Here is an 18,795-nt window from a genome sequence, read left to right as displayed (position 1 = left end):
GATGAATATATTGGTGACAGGAGCCAACGGGCAGTTGGGAAACGAGATACGTATCATCACCCGGGAAAGTGATGACCACTATGTATTCACGGATGTGAATCAAGTGGAAGGAGTAGAGACTGTCTTTTTGGATATTACGGATTTGGAAGCGGTGAGGGTACTGGTTGCGGAGCGGCGCATCGACGTTATCGTGAATTGCGCCGCCTATACCAACGTAGATGCGGCGGAGAGTAATGAGGCGTTGGCCGAGAGGCTGAATGCCGAGGCCCCGGAAAATTTGGCCAAGGCGATGAAGGCGGTCAATGGTTTGTTGGTGCAGATCTCTACGGATTATGTGTTTGGCAAAGAGCCTTACAATGTGCCCTGCCAAGAGGATCAACAGGGTACGCCAACCGGTGTGTATGGTATGACAAAATTGCGGGGTGAGCAGAAGATCATGACTGTAGGTTGCAAGCATGTGATAATTCGTACCGCTTGGTTGTACAGTGAGTTCGGGAAAAACTTTTGCAAAACGATGATGCACCTTACGGCTACTCGGCCCCAACTGAAGGTGGTATTCGATCAGGCTGGTACACCGACATACGCTTACGATTTGGCGAAAGCCATAGCGGCAGTCTTGCGTGATTATGCGACGGACATAGCTTGCGCTATTTATGGCAAGAGCGGCATCTATCATTACTCCAACGAGGGGGTCTGCTCTTGGTTCGACTTCACGAAGATGATCGCCGAATACAATGGCACGACCGCTTGTGATATCCGGCCTTGTCATAGCGACGAGTTCCCCAGCCCCGTAAAACGTCCGTCCTATTTGGTATTGGACAAAACAAAAATCAAAGAAACATTCGGCGTTCGAGTTCCTTATTGGACGGAATCCTTAAAACGATGTATCACTAATTTAAAAAACAACTGTTAAGAATCATGGCAAAACGAAATATAGTAATCACCGGTGGTGCGGGCTTCATCGGCTCTCACGTTGTACGTCTGTTTGTAAACAAATATCCGGGATATAACATCATTAATTTGGACAAGCTGACCTACGCCGGCAACTTGGCAAACCTAAAGGATGTGGAGGACAAACCAAACTATAAGTTTGTGAGGATGGACATTTGCGACTTTGAGGCGTTCTATCAATTGATGCGGGATGAGCAGATCGATGGTATCATCCATTTGGCGGCCGAGAGCCATGTAGACCGAAGTATCAAGGATCCGTTTACATTCGCCCGGACCAATGTGATGGGTACTTTGGCTTTGCTCCAAGCCGCTAAGTTGTATTGGGAAAGCCTGCCGGAGAAGTATGAGGGTAAACGCTTCTATCATATCTCTACCGATGAGGTGTATGGAGCGTTGACGATGAACCATCCGGAAGGAATCGAGCCCCCGTTCATGACAGCGGCTTCCTCCGGTGAGCATCACTTGGCATACGGAGATGATTTCTTCTATGAGACAACGAAATACAATCCTCATTCGCCCTATTCAGCGAGTAAGGCAAGTTCAGACCATTTTGTACGTGCCTATCACGATACTTACGGCATGCCGACCATCGTGACAAATTGCTCAAACAACTATGGCCCCTATCAATTCCCGGAGAAACTGATACCCCTATTCATCAACAACATCCGTCACCGCAAGCCGCTACCGGTCTATGGCAAGGGCGAGAACGTGCGCGACTGGCTGTTCGTGGAGGATCATGCCCGTGCGATAGACTTGATTTTCCACAACGGAAAGATCGCCGAGACCTACAATATCGGTGGCTTCAACGAGTGGAAGAATATCGATATCATCAAGGTGGTGATCAATACGGTGGATAGTCTGTTAGGACGTAAAGAGGGTGAGGATATGGATCTTATCACCTACGTGACTGACCGTTTAGGCCATGACGTACGCTATGCCATCGACTCAACAAAGTTGCAAAAGGAACTCGGCTGGGAGCCTAGCTTGCAATTCGAGGAGGGTATCGAGAGGACTGTGAGATGGTACTTGGAGAAGCATGAATGGTGTGAAAATATTATTAATGGTGAATACCAAGATTACTATGTAGAAATGTATGGAAATCGTTGAAAAATAATTATAAAATGAGCTATATAGTCAACAAACAATACAAAATAGCCGTAGCCGGTACCGGTTACGTTGGTTTATCAATTGCCACTTTGTTATCACAGCATCATGAGGTGGTAGCCATAGACATAGTTCCTGAGAAGGTAGATTTGATCAATAATAAAAAATCACCGATTCAAGATGATTACATAGAAGAGTATTTGGCTAGTCATAAATTGAATTTGAAAGCTACGCTAGATGCGGAGATGGCTTATAAGGACGCTGATTTTGTGGTGATAGCGGCTCCGACAAATTATGATAGCCAGCGAAATTTCTTTGATACGTCCGCTGTTGAGGCTGTGATAGAGCAGGTGCTTCGTTTTAATCCAAATGCTTTTATGGTCATTAAAAGTACGATACCTGTTGGTTATACGATTTCCGTACGTGAGCGGTTTCATACAAAGCGTATTCTTTTTAGTCCGGAGTTCTTGAGAGAGTCTAAGGCTTTGTATGATAATTTGTATCCTAGCCGGATCATCGTGGGTACGGATTTGTCTGATCCGGAATTGGTAGATGCCGCTCATATTTTTGCTGAACTGTTGCAAGAAGGTGCTATAAAAGAAAATATAGATACCTTATTTATGGGGTTGACAGAAGCTGAGGCCGTAAAACTATTCGCAAATACATATCTTGCACTACGTGTTTCTTATTTTAATGAGTTGGATACGTATGCGGAAATGAAGGGGTTGGATACTCAATCGATCATAAATGGTGTGTGTTTGGATCCTCGTATCGGTAATCACTATAATAATCCTTCTTTTGGCTATGGGGGGTATTGTCTGCCGAAAGATACAAAACAATTACTCGCTAATTATGCGGATGTACCCGAAAATTTGATAGAAGCGATTGTGGAGAGTAACCGGACTAGGAAAGACTTTATAGCAGATCAAGTACTTCGTATGGCGGGTTATTATGCTTACGGGGAAGAGAATGAATGGAGTAGTGTACGGGAACATCCTGTTACGATCGGTGTTTATCGATTGACGATGAAGTCTAATTCTGATAATTTTAGACAATCTTCTATTCAAGGAATAATGAAACGAGTGAAAGCAAAAGGAGCTACTGTGATTGTTTATGAACCAGCCTTGTCGGATAATACTACATTTTTTGGGTCAGAAGTTGTTAATGATTTGGATCTCTTTAAAAAACGTAGTGCGGCTATTATAGCCAATCGATATGATGTGGAATTGGATGATGTGAAAAATAAGGTATATACACGAGATGTATATAGAAGGGATTAATCTAAATTAAGGTTAGCGTCCAAAAATGACGTATAGCATCATTCAACAGAAATATAGATCTTTGTTGCTGTAATTAAAACCCAATTAATATGTAGAGCAATAACAATTCTGAAATTTTTTTCCTCCGCTACAAATCCGAAGCGGTCACGAACAAGGATTCCATCCGATCCTTCTGTTTTAGAAATAAGGTACCGTATAACCTGTTTGAAAAATGGTTAAGATGTTTTCATAGGAGATGGGTTGAAATCCGTACATTTAAGGAGGCTGAACATCAACTGTGCCTGTCACATGTCCGGGCTAATATGTTAAAGCGTATGATCAAGGAGGTGAAAAGAGAGCCTTGGTCTTTACGGACAGTTTGGATTTCTTCTTTAGAAAGGAACGTGATTATAATGAAGAGAATCTTATTCTTGAAGAAAGAGTCTGATGATCACTTACTATGCAATGTAACAGTATGTTACACTTTGGTCGTGACGAAGGTGTAGAAATGGCAGCTGCATATCATGGTGTAATCAGTACTGTGAGGCAGCGGGGGAAGTGAGCTTGGGATTTCCTTGGTGAATATTTTAAAAATATTTTTAATGATTGTAAGGACTTTGTTAATCTCATACCCCAGAATATAGAGTTGGTATGTACTAATGGTTAAATTCAATGTTTTTAACATAAAATTAGGTAGGTGCTACAAAAGAGCCTATACATTGGTGCATGCTCTAATTAGAGTACCAACAAAGGTGTTGCGTGATTGCCATAAATTAATTAGGAAAGCACTATTGGCGGTTTACTTTTGTTTATGTGGAGTCGATTTTTAAGATATCTCCTCTTCTATGTCTTCAACTCCCATGGTGTCAATCATGGGAGTACATATCGCCGATATGCTTATCGGTATAACGCCAAAAAAGAAAGAGGAACTTCCATGGAAGTGTTTGCAAGAAATGAGAACCACAAAGGTGCGATGATGAATGTGTAGATGATAGAATAGACTGTAGAATCGATATAGAATAAAGATTTTGTACCGGTCTTCTTTCTCCCTTCGGGGAGGTAAGGAGGCCGGTTCTGTTTTTATGTATGCCTTGATGATCCATATATAAATGTGGGATTCGGCCTTCTGCGGCGCAGGGATAAATATTCCCCCTGTGATCGTGGAAATGAAAAATCTTATGAAAGATTTGAAGGGACTATTAGGCGAATTTCGGGGTTGGCCTACCGTTGAGTTGTTTAGTGTGCGTCTGGCCGGATTGTCGGCGGAAGATAGAGAAAGGCATTTGCTGGGGTTTTGTAAGCTGGCTTTTGGGCATTATGAAGAGTTGCCGATGGGATATCGGAGATTGGTGGATGGTTATTTGGATGGGGAGCGAGGGGAGAACTTGATGGTGTGGTATTTGACAAGGCATACGCCGTGGAAGAATGCCCGTTATGAGTTGCATCGACCGGACTTGTTTTTGCGGATGGCGAAGCTGGTGGAGTTTACGGATCGGGATGGGCGTTTGCCTTATTCTCATTTGGCGGCTTGTTTATGTATGGCGTTTTCCGTCCGGAGTTTATCGGATCCTAATTCGGAGGTCTTGCCGAAATCCTTGGCTAGCCGTTTGAGCGCATTGAATATATTACCAAGTGATATTTTGGAACTGGCGGGGAAGAGGGAAATAACGGATGAGATGTGATTCTTTATTGATAAATGTTAAATGTACGTGGATTGAAGTCGATGAAATTTGGTGTGTTTTTCGTTGATTTGGGAATGTGTGTGTTGGCTGCTAGGTCGTTAACTGTTTTGCGTCATCGAAGTCAGGCTTTGTGGCTATTATACCTTTGTCATGTGTTCGAAGCATGGTTACATTCATTTATTCATTAAAAACGTATAGTTATGGCATTGAAATTTAAATTAGTAATGAGAAAGAATCTAGGTGAGGATCACGAATCTATTCCTGAAAAGGTATACGCTCAAATGGTGTATGGAGATCTGGTTACTTTTGATGAATTTGCGGAGGAGGTGGCAGATAGCTCTGGTGTAGGTAGCGCTAGCGTGAAGGCGGTTCTGGATCGTATGAATGTGGTGTTGGTCCGTCATTTACAGCATGGCAGGCGTGTCAGTGTAGGTGAGCTGGGACTTTTCCGCTTTTGTTTCGGATCGTCGGGGGTACCGGATGAGAAGACGTTTTCAACGAACTTGATTCGGGAGCCGAAAGTACGGTTCTACCCGGGCAAGGCGCTACGCGTAGCCAAGAGCCGGACAAGTTTTGAGAAGACTGTGCTTCCAAATGAAGAAGATACGGGTGGAAACGGGAGTGATAGTGAAAGTCCGGATGAAATCTAAGAGCTATGAGGCGTTTGACGATTCAATTAATTGTTGCGATCCTGCTCTCAATGAGCGGGATCACACTTCTCTTCAGCGGATTCTGGATTGATCCGCAAGGATTGATCGATAACAGTGTACTGGTGGCTTTCGGTGAGATCAGTACGTTTGCCGGGGCCCTTTTTGGAGTGGACTACTCTTATAAATTGAAAATTAATAATTGAAAATTGAAAATTATGGAAAGACATGATAAAAGGTTAACAGAGCATTTTTGTTTGGATGAGTTTACTTATAGTGGTATTGCCGTGGACAATGCGATAAATAATCAGCCTCCTCCTTGTGCATGTCTAGCCCTTCAAAATTTGGCAGTTGGTTTATTGGAACCATTACGTCTATTGTATGGGGCACCGATTGCTATATTGAGTGGATATCGGAATGAGAAGGTAAATCGTCTTGCTGGCGGGGTCGTTACCAGCCAACACTTGAAAGGAGAAGCGGCAGATTGCTATGTTGCCGATGGGCCGGAAAAATTGTTGGATGTATTGCAATGTTCCGGTTTAGTATTTGACCAAGCTATATTATATGGACGAAGACGTTTTTTGCATCTTTCCTTAAAGATAAATGGAAATAACAGGATGCAAGTGTTAGTTTATATGCTTTGTGTTGTCTGTATGTTCTGTAGTTGTGGAGCGTTAGTTCTTTTTTAATAATAAAACTGTGTGGACTGAAAAGGATATGATATATTTGCCTCCTATGATTAAACTTGAATATCTAAAAAAGATACGTGTTCGTTGGATTATATTGGCGATTTTTCTTGTCGCAATATGGATCGTGATGGGAAATCCCAGATTAGGCGAATGGTATTCCCGTTCGATTTATCCATGGGTATCGGGTATGCTATCTCGTTTCTCCTGCTTGTTCCCTTTTTCCGTAGGGGATTGTTTTATTTATGGTAGCATCGCCGGGTTATTAGGGTATCTGTCGTATGCGATTATAAGGAGGCGGAGGATCGGGAGGACAATAAGGCATGTCGTGGAATATCTGGCATGGGTGTATGTCTGGTTCTATATCGCTTGGGGATTGAATTATTTCCGGGAAGATTTTTTCACTCGTACGCGAACCACTTATGTGCCTTTTTCCTCGGAACATTTCCAATCCTTCTTGGATGCCTACACGGATTCCCTGAACGCCTCATGGGTTCCGATAGAGACGATCGATCGGGAGGTCGTGAAAGAGGCGGTGCAGGAAGGATATCGGGAATTGCCTACTCGTTTCGGGCTTACCACTCCCGGAACCTATCTTCATCCTAAAACGATGCTGTTCTCCCGGTTGATGAGTGGAGTAGGGGTGATGGGATATATGGGGCCGTTTTTTACGGAGTTCAATTTGAACGGCCAGCTCTTGCCCGTGCAATATCCCGCCACCTACGCCCATGAGATGGCTCATGTGCTTAGTATATCCAACGAGGCCGAGGCTAATCTATACAGTTATTTAATATGCACGGGTTCTTCCGTGCCGGAAATCCGGTTCTCTGGTTACTTCTCTTTGCTGCCTTATGCGCTGAGTAACGCATATGTGGCTTTGGATAAGGACGCTTTTGAGGCATGGAAGAAAAGATTACGCCCCGAGATCAAGGACTTGTATAACGAGAAAGTCGCCTATTGGCAATCCTTATACAGCCCGTTGATCGGCGAGGCACAAGACGTGGTCTATAATCTTTTCCTGAAAGGCAATAAGATACCTACTGGAACCGCTAATTATTCGGAGGTGATCGCCTTATTGATCGCCTTGGAAGGAGAATGATTTATTCATCATTTAACTTCCTCCAAATAAAGCACCCGGCTCGAGTAATCATTCTGTTTGTGATAATCGACAATGTGATTATAAGGGATTTCCAGTCCGTTCGCCATGAGATATTCTCCGGTGAAAGCTTTACCCTCGAAGGCCAGAGGCTCGTTGTCGATCCGGTTCAGTTCGCAGACTCTGTATTTCTTGTCTGGGGATAATCCGTTCATCTTTACACGGGGTAAATGTTGGTTGACAAAATGCTCGGTCTTCCACCAATAAAATACGGCTTTGTCTTTCTCCGGTGAAGTGTACATCAAGGAAGCTACTCCCAAACGATCGTACGGAGAAACCAGACGGTAGATATCGCCGAATTGCACGACGGGACGGATCGTCTTATAATCGGCGATCGCCTTGCGGCAAAGTGTTTTCTCTTCTTCTGTCATATTCTTGGGTTGGATCTCCATGCCCAAACGGCCGCTCATCGCTACGTCGATCCGATATTTTAGGGGAATGACCCGGAATGTTTGATGGTTGGGGGCGGCGCTGATGTGTGAGGCCATGGCGATAGCCGGGAAAAAATAAGAAGTACCCCATTGCATATAGATACGCTGTAAGGCATCGGTATTGTCGCTTACCCAAAACTCATCGAAGTAAGGCATGACACCGTAATTTGCCCGGCCTCCACCGCTGGCGCAAGCCTGTAGGGTTAAATCCGGGTATTTGGCTCGGATACGCTCACAGACTTTCTTGAATCCTTCGTGATATTCGATATACATATGGCTTTGCTGATCCGAAGGCAGATATTGGGAGCCATGGTTCAGGATGCTCATATTGGCGTCCCATTTGATATAATCGATCTCCGGGTATGTTGTCATCAAGTTGTCGACGATACCGAATATGAAGTCTTGCACCTCGGGATTGGAGAGATCAAGAACGACCTGTGTACCGCCACGCCCCAGGACGATTTCCCTGTTTGGAGCTTTCAATACCCATTCCGGATGCTTCTCGTACAATTCGCTTGTCGTGTTGGCCATTTCCGGCTCGATCCAGATACCGAATTTAATACCATGCTTGTTGGCGTCGGCGATCAGGCCCTCGATGCCTCTTGGTAGTTTTCGGGCATCAACCATCCAATCCCCTAAGGACGAGTTATCTTTATTACGAGGATATTTATCGCCAAACCAGCCGTCGTCCATGACGAACAACTCGCCGCCCATAGACTGGATATCACTCATCATTTGGTCCATACCTTCTTGATTGATATCGAAATATACACCTTCCCAACTGTTTAGTAAGATTTTCCGGGCGGTCGCTCCATTCGCTATCTTATGTTTGCGTGCCCATGCGTGGAAATTTCGGCTGCTTCCGCTTAAGCCGTCCTTACTGTAAGTCAGCGCCAATTCCGGTGTACGGAAACTTTCTTTGGCTTTGAGGGTGTAAGCCGAGTTCTCCTCGTTTATTCCCGCGAAGAAATGGTGATAGTCGCTATCATCCGTATCGAAGAATAATTTGTAGTTACCGCTATAGCATAGGGCGGCGCCAATAACGGAACCGGTGTTTTCCTTTGGTTTTCCGTCTAGGGAGATCATCACTTCGGCGTGGGCGGTATGGGAGTTGCGGATACCATCCTTGTTTTTTATCATCTTGATGCCCGGTCGTAACGGTTCTTGTGCCAATTGAGCCTCGTTTGCCCATGAGCCGTATAAGTGGGAAACCCATACGTCTCCTTTCCGGATCGGCAGATAAGCGGAAGCGAAACGATTGAGGGTGATCGCTTTTTTCTCCTCATGCGTGATCTCTGTCCAAGTCTCGATGATATCGGCGTCCGGATAGGTTCTGTAACAGAGATTCATATAAAAAGGATACACTTTATCTTTTAATCGGATCGTTGTGATATCTGCCGTTTGCTCTTTTCGTGTATCTACTTTTATGACTTCCAGTTGAAGGGTCATATTCCCGTCGCCATGGGTAACGGACAATGCGCTTTCGGAGGGGCAATTCAAGCCGTAGACCGGATAAGCGGAAAATGTTTTCTGCTCGGTCTCGAGCAAGGTAGCCGCATCGGAAGTGGATAACTTGTCTCCATAGTAGATGAATCTTACCTCTCCGCCGACAGGTGCGTCTAGCAATAATGAGGTATTCCTCGTGGAAATCAATACGTCTTGTGCCCATAAACTAGTGGTCAATAGGAAGGCGCAACATAAATAACCGAATTTACTCTTAATGTTCATTTTATTAGTAGGTGTTAGATTTAAATTCAGGGGCAAAAGTAGGAGAGAGCCGGTAGGTTTCCTAATAGGATTTTATCAGATACTGTTACTTTTCTGCTTTAACTAAAATTTGTTTCACGCAGAAGAAACCTGTGCTTTCATTAATGAAAATTCCATATTGTCTAATTCGAAAGAAATCACTAACTTTGCGGCAATTTTTTAGAAGCAAGATAAATACATCGCGATATGAGTAAGAAATTTACCGAATATTCTAAGTTTGACTTGTCGAACGTAAATAAAGAGGTGCTGAAGAAATGGAAGGATGGAGACATCTTCCATAAGAGTCTTGAAACAAGAGAGGGACATCCTACATTCGTATTCTACGAGGGTCCTCCATCCGCAAACGGTATGCCGGGTATTCACCATGTTATCGCCCGTTCGATTAAGGATATTTTCTGCCGCTATAAAACCATGAAGGGATTCTTGGTGAATCGTAAGGCGGGTTGGGATACACACGGTCTGCCTGTCGAGTTGGGCGTGGAGAAGGCTTTGGGCATCACGAAGGAAGATATCGGTAAGAAGATTTCTGTCGCTGAGTATAACGCCGCTTGCCGTAAGGACGTGATGAAGTTCACGAAAGAGTGGGAGGATCTGACGCAGAAGATGGGTTATTGGGTGGATATGGAGAATCCGTATATCACGTATGATAACCGCTATATCGAGACCTTGTGGTATCTATTGAAAGAGCTTTATAAGAAAGGTCTTTTATATAAAGGCTATACGATCCAACCGTATTCTCCCGCTGCGGGTACGGGCTTGAGCACGCACGAGTTGAACCAACCAGGCTGTTATCGTGACGTGAAGGATACGACTTGTACGGCACAGTTCCATATATTGGACCCGAAACCGGAGATGGCACAATTCGGCGATCCTTATTTCTTGGCATGGACAACGACTCCTTGGACGTTGCCTTCCAATACGGCGCTTTGCGTAGGCCCGAATATTACTTATCTGGCTGTACAGACTTATAATCCTTACACGGGTATCCCGATGACTGCTGTTATAGCGAAAGATTTATTGTCTGCTTATTTCAATCCGAAAGCTGCGGAGCTTTCTTTGTCTGATTACAAACCGGGTGACAAGCTGGTTCCTTTCAGCGTAGTAGGTGAGTGGAAGGGTTCCGAGTTGGCCGGTATGAAATATGAGCAATTGATCCCATGGGTAAATCCGGGTGAAGGTGCATTCCGTGTGATCACGGGTGATTTCGTTACGACAGAGGATGGTACGGGTATCGTACATATCGCGCCGACGTTTGGTGCGGACGATAACCGTGTGGCGAAAACATTCGGGGTTCCTCCTTTGATGATGCAGGATAAGGATGGAAATATGCGCCCTATGGTGGATATGACCGGTAAGTTCTATAAGCTGGAAGACTTGGCTCCGGAGTTTGTACAAAATTGTATGAACGCTTCTGATTATGATCCATGGCAAGGAAAATTCGTGAAGAACGCTTACGATGATACGAAGACGGATAAAGATGAGACGTTAGATATAGAGATCTGCATGATGCTGAAGGCCCAGAACCGGGTGTTCAAGATCGAGAAGCATGTCCACAATTACCCGCATTGTTGGCGTACTGATAAGCCGGTATTGTATTATCCGTTGGATAGCTGGTTTATCCGCACGACCGCTTGCCGTGAGCGCATGATCGAGTTGAACAATACGATCAACTGGAAACCGCAGAGCACGGGTACGGGACGTTTCGGCAAATGGCTGGAGAACTTGCAAGACTGGAACTTGAGCCGCAGCCGTTATTGGGGTACTCCGTTACCGATCTGGCGTACGGAAGATGGTAGCGAGGAGAAGTGTATCGGTTCCGTGGTAGAGCTGTTCGGCGAGATCGAGAAATCGGTGAAGGCCGGCTTTATGGAGTCTAACCCTTATAAGGACTTCGCTCCGGGAGATTATACGAAGGAAAACTACGAGAAGATCGATTTGCACCGTCCGTATGTGGATGATATTATCTTGGTTTCCGCTTCCGGCAAGCCGATGAAGCGTGAGACAGACTTGATCGACGTATGGTTCGATTCCGGCGCTATGCCTTATGCCCAGATCCACTATCCGTTCGAGAACTTGAAGGAGTTCGATAATCGTCAGATCTATCCGGCTGACTTTATCGCTGAGGGTGTTGACCAGACACGTGGTTGGTTCTTTACCCTGCATGCTCTGGGCACCATGATCTTTGATAGCGTGGCTTACAAGGCTGTCGTGTCTAACGGTCTGGTATTGGATAAGAACGGAAACAAGATGTCTAAACGCTTGGGCAACGCTGTTGATCCATTCTCTACGATCGAGAAGTATGGTTCGGACCCGTTGCGTTGGTACATGATCACGAACGCTTCACCATGGGATAATATTAAGTTTGATATCGATGGTATCGAGGAAGTTCGCCGTAAGTTCTTTGGTACATTATATAATACGTATTCATTCTTTGCTTTGTACGCGAACGTGGATGGCTTCGACTACTCCGATCCGGATGTGGAATGGAGCAAGCGTCCGGAGATTGACCGTTGGATCCTTTCTCTGTTGAACAGCTTGGTGAAGGATGTGGATGGCTACTTGGAGGCTTACGAGCCGACTCGTGCCGGACGTGCTATCTCTGATTTCGTAAATGATAACTTGAGTAACTGGTATGTGCGTTTGAACCGCCGCCGTTTCTGGGGTGGTGGTATGACGGAGGATAAGTTGTCCGCTTACCAGACTTTATATACTTGCTTGGAGACAGTGGCTAAGTTGATGGCTCCGATCGCTCCGTTCTATGCCGATCAGTTATTCTTGGACTTGGTCGCTGTTACGGGACGTGAGAACGTTGAGTCCGTACACTTGTCTGATTTCCCGGTTTACGACGAGTCTAAGATCGACAAGAATTTGGAAGAACGTATGCAAATGGCTCAAGATGTTTCTTCTATGGTATTGGCTCTTCGCCGCAAGGTGAATATCAAGGTTCGCCAGCCGTTGCATACGGTAATGATTCCGGTTGTAGACGCTCATCAACAAGAGAGTATCGAGGCCGTGAAGAACCTTATCTTGAACGAGGTGAACGTGAAGGAGCTGAAGTTCGTGGATAATACGGCAGGTATCTTGGTGAAGAAGATCAAACCGGACTTTAAGAAGTTGGGCCCGCGCTACGGAAAGATCATGAAGGCGTTGGCCGCCACGATTCAATCGATGAGCCAAGAAGATATCAACGCTTTCGAGAAAGCCGGAACGTTTACCTTGATGGTAGATGGACAGGAGGCCGTTTTGGAGCGTACGGATGTAGAGATCATCTCTGAGGATATCCCGGGTTGGTTGGTCGCTAATGAAGGTCGCTTGACAGTCGCTTTGGATATTACCGTAACCGAGGATTTGCGTAAGGAGGGGCTGGCCCGTGAGTTGGTGAATCGTATCCAAAACTTGCGTAAGAGCAGCGGTTTCGATATAACGGATAAGATCCATGTATCCATTCTTTCTTGCGAGGAGATGGATGAGGCGATCCATGATTATAAGGATTATATCGCTAACCAAGTATTGGCGGAATCTATCGAAATCATGGATAATGCGATCAGCGACGCTACGGAACTCGATTTCGAGGACTTTAAATTGTCCGTAAAGATCGAGAAAGCTTAAAAATAGAATAGCATTTCTTGCGGAAGAATTAGGAATGAAATATAGGAAAATCGATAATTATATTATCTTTGCATGCAAAGAAGAAATAATATGATTTTATATTCATTCTTAATTCTTCTTTTTGATTGATATTTGAACGATTGTTGAACCTAAATTTTTTTAGAACCATGGCAGAGAAGACAAGATATTCAGACGCTGAGCTCGAGGAGTTCCGCGCTATTATATTAGAGAAACTGGAAATCGCGAAGAGGGATTACGAGCTTTTGCGATCAGGGGTTACGAATTCCGACGGTAACGACGTGGCTGATACGTCTCCTACATTCAAGGTGCTGGAGGAAGGCGCTTCTACGTTATCGAAGGAAGAGGCGGGCCGTTTGGCGCAACGCCAGATGAAATTCATCCAGAATTTGCAGGCCGCTTTGATCCGTATCGAGAATAAGACCTACGGTATTTGCCGGGAGACTGGTAAATTGATCCCGAAAGAAAGGCTACGTGCCGTGCCTCATGCGACTTTAAGTATCGAAGCAAAACAAGGAGGTGCAAAGTAAATGAGATATTCTAAAGGTTGGGGAGCAGTGTTAATCATAATACTGCTCCTTCTTCTTGACCAAGCGCTGAAAATATGGATTAAGACCCACATGCAGTTGCATGAGAGTATAGAGATAACTCCGTGGTTTTATCTCTATTTTACCGAGAATCCGGGTATGGCATTCGGTATAGAGGTGATTGGGAAATTATTCCTTTCCGTATTCCGTATCGTGGCTGTATTGTTTATCGGATATTATTTGTATAAGCTGGTTAAAGAAAATTATAAATTCGGTTTTATTGCCTGTATATCTTTGGTTTTCGCGGGGGCGGTGGGAAATATAATCGACTCGATATTCTATGGCGTGATCTTCGACCATAGTTTCGGGCAACTTGCTACTTTTATGCCGGAGGGAGGTGGTTATGCCTCTTGGCTGCATGGTAAGGTGGTGGATATGTTCTATTTCCCATTGATAGAGACCGTATTCCCTGATTGGGTTCCGATCTGGGGTGGACAGGAGTTCGTTTTCTTCCGTCCGATCTTTAATTTGGCGGACTCGGCGATTTGCGTGGGAGTTTTCCTTTTGTTAATATTTTATCGGCATACTTTGTCGGCTAGCCTTTCGAAAGAAGAGAAATAAATGCGGAGAAAATTACGGATATATGGTATGGCTTTATTAGCCACGACGTTGCTGGCGGCATGTAGTAAGGTTCCGGATGGTATTCTGTCGGAGAAAAAGATGCAGGGTGTCTTGACGGATATGTTGCTGGCTGAGGCCATGGTAAATGTGGATTATAATACTTATAAATCCGATACCATGAAGCTTGCCTTGTATGAGTCTGTATTCCGTAAGCATGATATTACACAAGCGGTGTATGATAGCTCGTTGGTGTGGTACGGCCGTAACTTGGATATTTATATGGAGGTCTACAACCGGGTCTTGGCCGATCTTAATAAACGGATCAATAACTTAGGGGATGTGCAGGCGGACGCTGCGCCGGTATCGAACCGGGATTCTGTGGATATTTGGCCTCGCCGTTCTTATCTGGTCTTGTCTCCTACCTCTGTATTTAATGGGGTGACTTTCGATATACGTCCGGAAACGAATTATTCCTCGGGCAGTAGTTTCGTGCTGGGCATGCGTGTCTGGGGATTGAATAACAAAATGGCTTATAAGCCGGAGGTACGTTTAAGCGCAGACCAAGGTGATACGACCTTGACGGTGAATAGTAAGATCACGAAAGATGGATATCACGAGACGATCTTGAAGACTATACCAACTAAGAAAGTAAAGCGTGTGTTTGGATATATCCGTATGGATAATATGGATACGACTTATTATAAGGTGTATATAGATAGCTTAAGCTTGATGAAATATAACTATGGTAAGGAGCTTGCCGAATTACCTAAGGATTCTATTAAGTAATCTCTCTATTTGTTTATTGTACTTATGAGAAGAATTGCCGCTCATTACGTTTGGTGTAAGCAGGTTTATCGTATGCATTATATCGAACTGGATGATAATGGTGTGTTTCATGGTGTTTACCCGTTGAATGAGGAGATAGCTGGAACCGCTTTTTATGATGGAGTGCTGGTGCCGGTTCTTTCCTCGGAACCGGCGATTGGTTTTAAGCAGGTGATGGGATCTTGGCCGGTGTTAACTGAAAAGATTACGCCGGGTTGTTCAGTCCATATATATCGTTTAAGCGGGATTCCCTTGGCGTCTGCGAAACTCGGCACAGACCACGGCTGTAGCGATGGCCACATTGAGAGACTCTGAGGTGTCTCTTCCTTCCGGATAGTTCGGGATATACAATTTTTCGTTTACAAAAGCCTCGATGGCGGGACGTATTCCATTTCCTTCATTACCCATTATCAAGATACCGTTTCCGGATAAGGTTTTCTCATATAAGTTTTCTCCGCCAAGGAAGGTGCCGTATAAAGGTATGGCTTGGGCAGATTGGGCCTGTAAGAACGTTTCCAGATCGGTGTAATGTATTTTTACGTGGGCGAGCGCACCCATAGTGGCTTGTACGGTTTTTGGACTGAAAACATCGGCGGTATCTTTGCTGCATACGATATGGGAAATACCGAACCAGTCCGCTAACCGGATGATCGTACCTAAGTTGCCCGGATCTTGGATTCCGTCTAATGCGAGAACAAGCTCCTTTTCCGGCGTTATTTCCGTTATATCCCAATTGGGGCGTTTAAAGATTGCGAGTACATCTTGGGGATTTTTCAGGAAACTGGCTTTACGAATATCATCTTCTTCCGCTACCAATAACTCCTTGGCCGGAATATCGCCTTGTGTAGCCATCCAAGATGGCTTGGCTATTAATAACTCACATTCAAAGGCCGGTAACATATCGGCTACCAATTTATTTCCTTCGGCTACAAAAACATTATTTTCATTCCGGAATTTCTTTAATTCCAGAGAACGGATGTATTTGACTTTGGTCTTGCTTAGCATCTTAGTTCTTTTTACAAAACAAAAGTACGGTAAATTCTTTAAATTCCAGTACATTCGCGATCGTAAAAAGCTTGGAATGATGAATCGATCTCTACGTATATGCTATTTTATCTGTATCGTACTACTGCTAGCCTCTTGTAGTACGACCAAGTTTGTGCCGGATGGGGAATATTTGCTGGATAAGGTGGAGATCGTGTCGGATAACAAGGATTATAAGTCTGCGGATTTAAAATCTTATCTTAGGCAGCAACCAAACTTCAAGGTGTTTGGTCTGATGAAGTGGCAGTTGTTTGTCTATGATTGGTCTGGTAAGAATGAGAAGAAATGGATCAATAAACAGTTACGTAGGATTGGTGAGCCTCCCGTGGTGCTGGATACGATGTTGGTGGAACAGTCCGCCATGGAACTAGAGCGTTTTTACATTAATAAAGGGTATGTCCATGCGGATGTATCAACGACGATCGATACGACACGCCATAAGAAAGCGGTTGTAACTTACCATATAAAGGCGAACGATCCATATAGGATACGCAATTACACGATGAAGTTCCCCGATCCGAAAATTGATAGTTTGGCACATCTGAAAGCGCCTCGCCGCTCTCCCTTAGCTTCTGCGTTCCGGTCCTCACAGGAAGAGTATAACCAATTAGTTAAGGAAGGAACTTTATTTGACCGGGATATATTGGACAAGGAGCGGGAGCGTATTACGACCTTACTTCGCTGGAACGGGTATTATGGTTTTAATCGGGATTATTTAGGATATATCGCTGATAGTTCTTTTAACCAAAATGTCGTGGATCTTGATATGTCCATGAAACCTTATCGGAAGGTGTTGCCCAATGGGTCGGTAGAGGATCAGCCGCATCGTCAGTATTATATTAAGGATGTAACGGTCTTAACCGATTATAATCCGATGGGGGTAGGAGAGGACGCTAGTTTCATGGCTACAGATACGATGCTCAGCGCAGGGGTGAATATCGTATATGGCCGGAACGGGAAGAGTATCCGTCCGAGCGTGCTCCGGAGGAGTACTTATATTCGTCCGGGGCAATTATTTAGTGAGAAGAATATAGAGCAGACCTATTCAGCGTTCGCTTCTCTAAGGGCTTTGAGGAATGTAAATATACGTTTTACGGAAGTAGAGGAGCGGGATACGATGAAGTTGGATTGTTACATTCTCACTTCTCCTGCGAAGATAAATACGGTGGGAGTGGATTTGGAAGGTACTAACTCGGCGGGTGATTATGGGTTTGCCTCCAGCTTGAATTATCAGCATAGGAATATCTTCCGAGGATCGGAGCTATTCTCGGCGAGGGTGAGAGGGGCTTACGAGGCGTTATCCGGAAATAAGGCGAATGGCTTTGGTAATTACTGGGAGTTAGGTGCGGAAGGGTCCTTGCTGTTTCCTCGTTTCTTGTTCCCATTCTTGAGTTCGGATTTTCGTAGGCGGCTACGTGCGTCAACTGAAGCGAAAATAAGTTACAACCTGCAAAAACGTCCGGAGTATACGAGGGCGATTCTATCTGGTGGTTGGAGTTATATTTGGCAAGATCGGGGCAATACACAGGCACGCCATACCTTTAAGCTTGTAGACTTGAATTATGTGTATTTGCCGGATAAGAATATGGACTTTATCAATAGCTTGCCGGATTATATGGTGTTGTATAACTATACGAACCATTTTATCATGAGTTCGGGATATACTTATTCCTTCAGTAATTATTCTCCCCAGAATCGTTTGAGAAACACGCATTCCCTACGTGCGTCGGTCGAGGTCGCAGGGAATTTGTTGAGTGCCTTTTCGCATCTTACGGGGGCGAAGAAAAATGATGACGGTTATTATGAGTTGTTTGGTACGGAATATGCGCAATATGTGAAATTGGATTTCGATTTTAGTAAAGGAATCGTGCTTGACAGTCGTAACAAGTTAGCTTTCCATATAGGAGTGGGAGTGGGGATGGCTTATGGTAACTCAAACTATTTACCTTTTGAGCGTGCTTATTTCTCGGGGGGAGCGAATAGTGTCCGGGGATGGTCTGTACGAGAGTTAGGTCCGGGTAGTATGGAAGTTGACAGCACGACTTCTTTCGCTCTTCAATCGGGGGATATCCGCTTGGATTTGAACTTGGAATATCGAACGAAACTTTTTTGGAAGTTTGAATTGGCGGCTTACATAGATGCCGGAAACATATGGACCCGGAATGTATCAGATGAACGCTATAAGGCTGGAAACTTTGATTTCTCTCGTTTTTACAAGGAGATCGCTGTTTCCTATGGTTTGGGACTTCGTTTGGACTTTGATTTCTTTCTACTACGTTTAGATACAGGCTTCAAGGCTTATAATCCTCAGGAGAAAAAGTCTAGGCGTTGGGCGATAACCCGTCCTAATTTCAAGGATAATTTCGCCTTGCATTTTGCCGTTGGTTATCCATTCTAAATTCAATATGTAAAAAAGTGTACTAAAAGTTTGCAAGGAAAAGAAAAATCCTTACCTTTGCACCACGAAA

At 44.5% G+C, this 18,795-nt stretch carries 15 protein-coding genes; 13 read left to right on the top strand and 2 right to left on the bottom strand.

The window, feature by feature from the left end; genetic code table 11:
- The first annotated feature begins 1 nt into the window (after position 1).
- The 8 genes from rfbD to DW033_RS11790 all read left to right on the top strand — a co-directional run bounded on the left by rfbD (position 2) and on the right by DW033_RS11790 (position 7,428).
- Complete coding sequence (gene rfbD, locus DW033_RS11825) at positions 2-913, top strand: dTDP-4-dehydrorhamnose reductase (RefSeq protein WP_005865242.1); 912 nt, start codon at positions 2-4, stop codon at positions 911-913.
- A 5-nt stretch (positions 914-918) separates the two neighbouring features.
- The gene (locus DW033_RS11820) at positions 919-2,058 is read left to right on the top strand and encodes a dTDP-glucose 4,6-dehydratase (protein WP_005865244.1); all 1,140 of its coding nucleotides are present in this window, start codon (positions 919-921) and stop codon (positions 2,056-2,058) included.
- A 14-nt stretch (positions 2,059-2,072) separates the two neighbouring features.
- Positions 2,073-3,335 (top strand): nucleotide sugar dehydrogenase, encoded by a 1,263-nt coding sequence (locus DW033_RS11815; RefSeq protein WP_005865246.1) that lies wholly within the window; start codon positions 2,073-2,075, stop codon positions 3,333-3,335.
- A 1,157-nt stretch (positions 3,336-4,492) separates the two neighbouring features.
- A complete protein-coding gene (locus tag DW033_RS11810) occupies positions 4,493-4,996 on the top strand; it encodes a hypothetical protein (RefSeq protein ID WP_008778517.1) in 504 nt (167 codons plus the stop codon).
- Positions 4,997-5,196: 200 nt separating this feature from the next.
- Positions 5,197-5,646 (top strand): HU family DNA-binding protein, encoded by a 450-nt coding sequence (locus DW033_RS11805; RefSeq protein WP_005865250.1) that lies wholly within the window; start codon positions 5,197-5,199, stop codon positions 5,644-5,646.
- Between the two features lie 5 nt (positions 5,647-5,651).
- Positions 5,652-5,849, top strand: coding sequence for a hypothetical protein (locus DW033_RS11800; protein ID WP_005865252.1), 198 nt, complete (start codon positions 5,652-5,654; stop codon positions 5,847-5,849).
- A gap of 12 nt (positions 5,850-5,861) precedes the next feature.
- Positions 5,862-6,332, top strand: a complete 471-nt coding sequence (locus tag DW033_RS11795; RefSeq protein ID WP_005865254.1) for a D-Ala-D-Ala carboxypeptidase family metallohydrolase — start codon at positions 5,862-5,864, stop codon at positions 6,330-6,332.
- Between the two features lie 46 nt (positions 6,333-6,378).
- Entirely contained in the window at positions 6,379-7,428 is a 1,050-nt protein-coding gene (locus DW033_RS11790) for a DUF3810 domain-containing protein (protein WP_008778516.1), read from the top strand.
- A gap of 8 nt (positions 7,429-7,436) precedes the next feature.
- On the opposite strand, the gene DW033_RS11785 is transcribed toward DW033_RS11790, so the two are convergent.
- Positions 7,437-9,644: an alpha-galactosidase gene (locus DW033_RS11785; protein WP_048927734.1), complete on the bottom strand. Its 2,208-nt coding sequence runs from the start codon at positions 9,642-9,644 to the stop codon at positions 7,437-7,439.
- 225 nt (positions 9,645-9,869) lie between these two features.
- Between DW033_RS11785 and ileS the strand changes: the two genes are divergently transcribed.
- The 4 genes from ileS (at position 9,870) to DW033_RS11765 (ending at position 15,244) form a co-directional block, all read left to right on the top strand.
- Positions 9,870-13,292, top strand: coding sequence for an isoleucine--tRNA ligase (gene ileS / locus DW033_RS11780; RefSeq protein ID WP_005865260.1), 3,423 nt, complete (start codon positions 9,870-9,872; stop codon positions 13,290-13,292).
- 167 nt (positions 13,293-13,459) lie between these two features.
- Positions 13,460-13,840, top strand: a complete 381-nt coding sequence (locus tag DW033_RS11775; RefSeq protein ID WP_005855535.1) for a TraR/DksA C4-type zinc finger protein — start codon at positions 13,460-13,462, stop codon at positions 13,838-13,840.
- The gene (locus DW033_RS11770) at positions 13,841-14,458 is read left to right on the top strand and encodes a lipoprotein signal peptidase (protein WP_005865261.1); all 618 of its coding nucleotides are present in this window, start codon (positions 13,841-13,843) and stop codon (positions 14,456-14,458) included. It begins immediately after the preceding gene.
- Positions 14,459-15,244 (top strand): DUF4296 domain-containing protein, encoded by a 786-nt coding sequence (locus tag DW033_RS11765; RefSeq protein WP_008771662.1) that lies wholly within the window; start codon positions 14,459-14,461, stop codon positions 15,242-15,244.
- Positions 15,245-15,520: 276 nt separating this feature from the next.
- Here DW033_RS11765 and DW033_RS11755 read toward each other — a convergent pair whose 3' ends face one another.
- Entirely contained in the window at positions 15,521-16,288 is a 768-nt protein-coding gene (locus DW033_RS11755; RefSeq protein ID WP_005855539.1) for an RNA methyltransferase, read from the bottom strand.
- Between the two features lie 76 nt (positions 16,289-16,364).
- Between DW033_RS11755 and DW033_RS11750 the strand changes: the two genes are divergently transcribed.
- The gene (locus DW033_RS11750; protein WP_005865267.1) at positions 16,365-18,725 is read left to right on the top strand and encodes a BamA/TamA family outer membrane protein; all 2,361 of its coding nucleotides are present in this window, start codon (positions 16,365-16,367) and stop codon (positions 18,723-18,725) included.
- The last annotated feature ends 70 nt before the right edge of the window (positions 18,726-18,795 follow it).

Source organism: Parabacteroides sp. AF39-10AC (assembly GCF_003635405.1).
In the GTDB taxonomy this organism is placed as follows: Bacteria; Bacteroidota; Bacteroidia; order Bacteroidales; family Tannerellaceae; genus Parabacteroides; species Parabacteroides distasonis.
Note: the sequence above shows the minus strand (reverse complement) of the source record. Positions and strands in the feature narration are given on the sequence as shown.

What these genes read in the sequence shown, in the direction of transcription:
- rfbD (WP_005865242.1), top strand. Translation starts at nt 2, where the DNA reads ATGAATATATTGGTGACAGGAGCCAACGGGCAGTTGGGAAACGAGATA.
- DW033_RS11820 (WP_005865244.1), top strand. Translation starts at nt 919, where the DNA reads ATGGCAAAACGAAATATAGTAATCACCGGTGGTGCGGGCTTCATCGGC.
- DW033_RS11815 (WP_005865246.1), top strand. Translation starts at nt 2,073, where the DNA reads ATGAGCTATATAGTCAACAAACAATACAAAATAGCCGTAGCCGGTACC.
- DW033_RS11810 (WP_008778517.1), top strand. Translation starts at nt 4,493, where the DNA reads ATGAAAGATTTGAAGGGACTATTAGGCGAATTTCGGGGTTGGCCTACC.
- DW033_RS11805 (WP_005865250.1), top strand. Translation starts at nt 5,197, where the DNA reads ATGGCATTGAAATTTAAATTAGTAATGAGAAAGAATCTAGGTGAGGAT.
- DW033_RS11800 (WP_005865252.1), top strand. Translation starts at nt 5,652, where the DNA reads ATGAGGCGTTTGACGATTCAATTAATTGTTGCGATCCTGCTCTCAATG.
- DW033_RS11795 (WP_005865254.1), top strand. Translation starts at nt 5,862, where the DNA reads ATGGAAAGACATGATAAAAGGTTAACAGAGCATTTTTGTTTGGATGAG.
- DW033_RS11790 (WP_008778516.1), top strand. Translation starts at nt 6,379, where the DNA reads ATGATTAAACTTGAATATCTAAAAAAGATACGTGTTCGTTGGATTATA.
- DW033_RS11785 (WP_048927734.1), bottom strand. Translation starts at nt 9,644, where the DNA reads ATGAACATTAAGAGTAAATTCGGTTATTTATGTTGCGCCTTCCTATTG.
- ileS (WP_005865260.1), top strand. Translation starts at nt 9,870, where the DNA reads ATGAGTAAGAAATTTACCGAATATTCTAAGTTTGACTTGTCGAACGTA.
- DW033_RS11775 (WP_005855535.1), top strand. Translation starts at nt 13,460, where the DNA reads ATGGCAGAGAAGACAAGATATTCAGACGCTGAGCTCGAGGAGTTCCGC.
- DW033_RS11770 (WP_005865261.1), top strand. Translation starts at nt 13,841, where the DNA reads ATGAGATATTCTAAAGGTTGGGGAGCAGTGTTAATCATAATACTGCTC.
- DW033_RS11765 (WP_008771662.1), top strand. Translation starts at nt 14,459, where the DNA reads ATGCGGAGAAAATTACGGATATATGGTATGGCTTTATTAGCCACGACG.
- DW033_RS11755 (WP_005855539.1), bottom strand. Translation starts at nt 16,288, where the DNA reads ATGCTAAGCAAGACCAAAGTCAAATACATCCGTTCTCTGGAATTAAAG.
- DW033_RS11750 (WP_005865267.1), top strand. Translation starts at nt 16,365, where the DNA reads ATGATGAATCGATCTCTACGTATATGCTATTTTATCTGTATCGTACTA.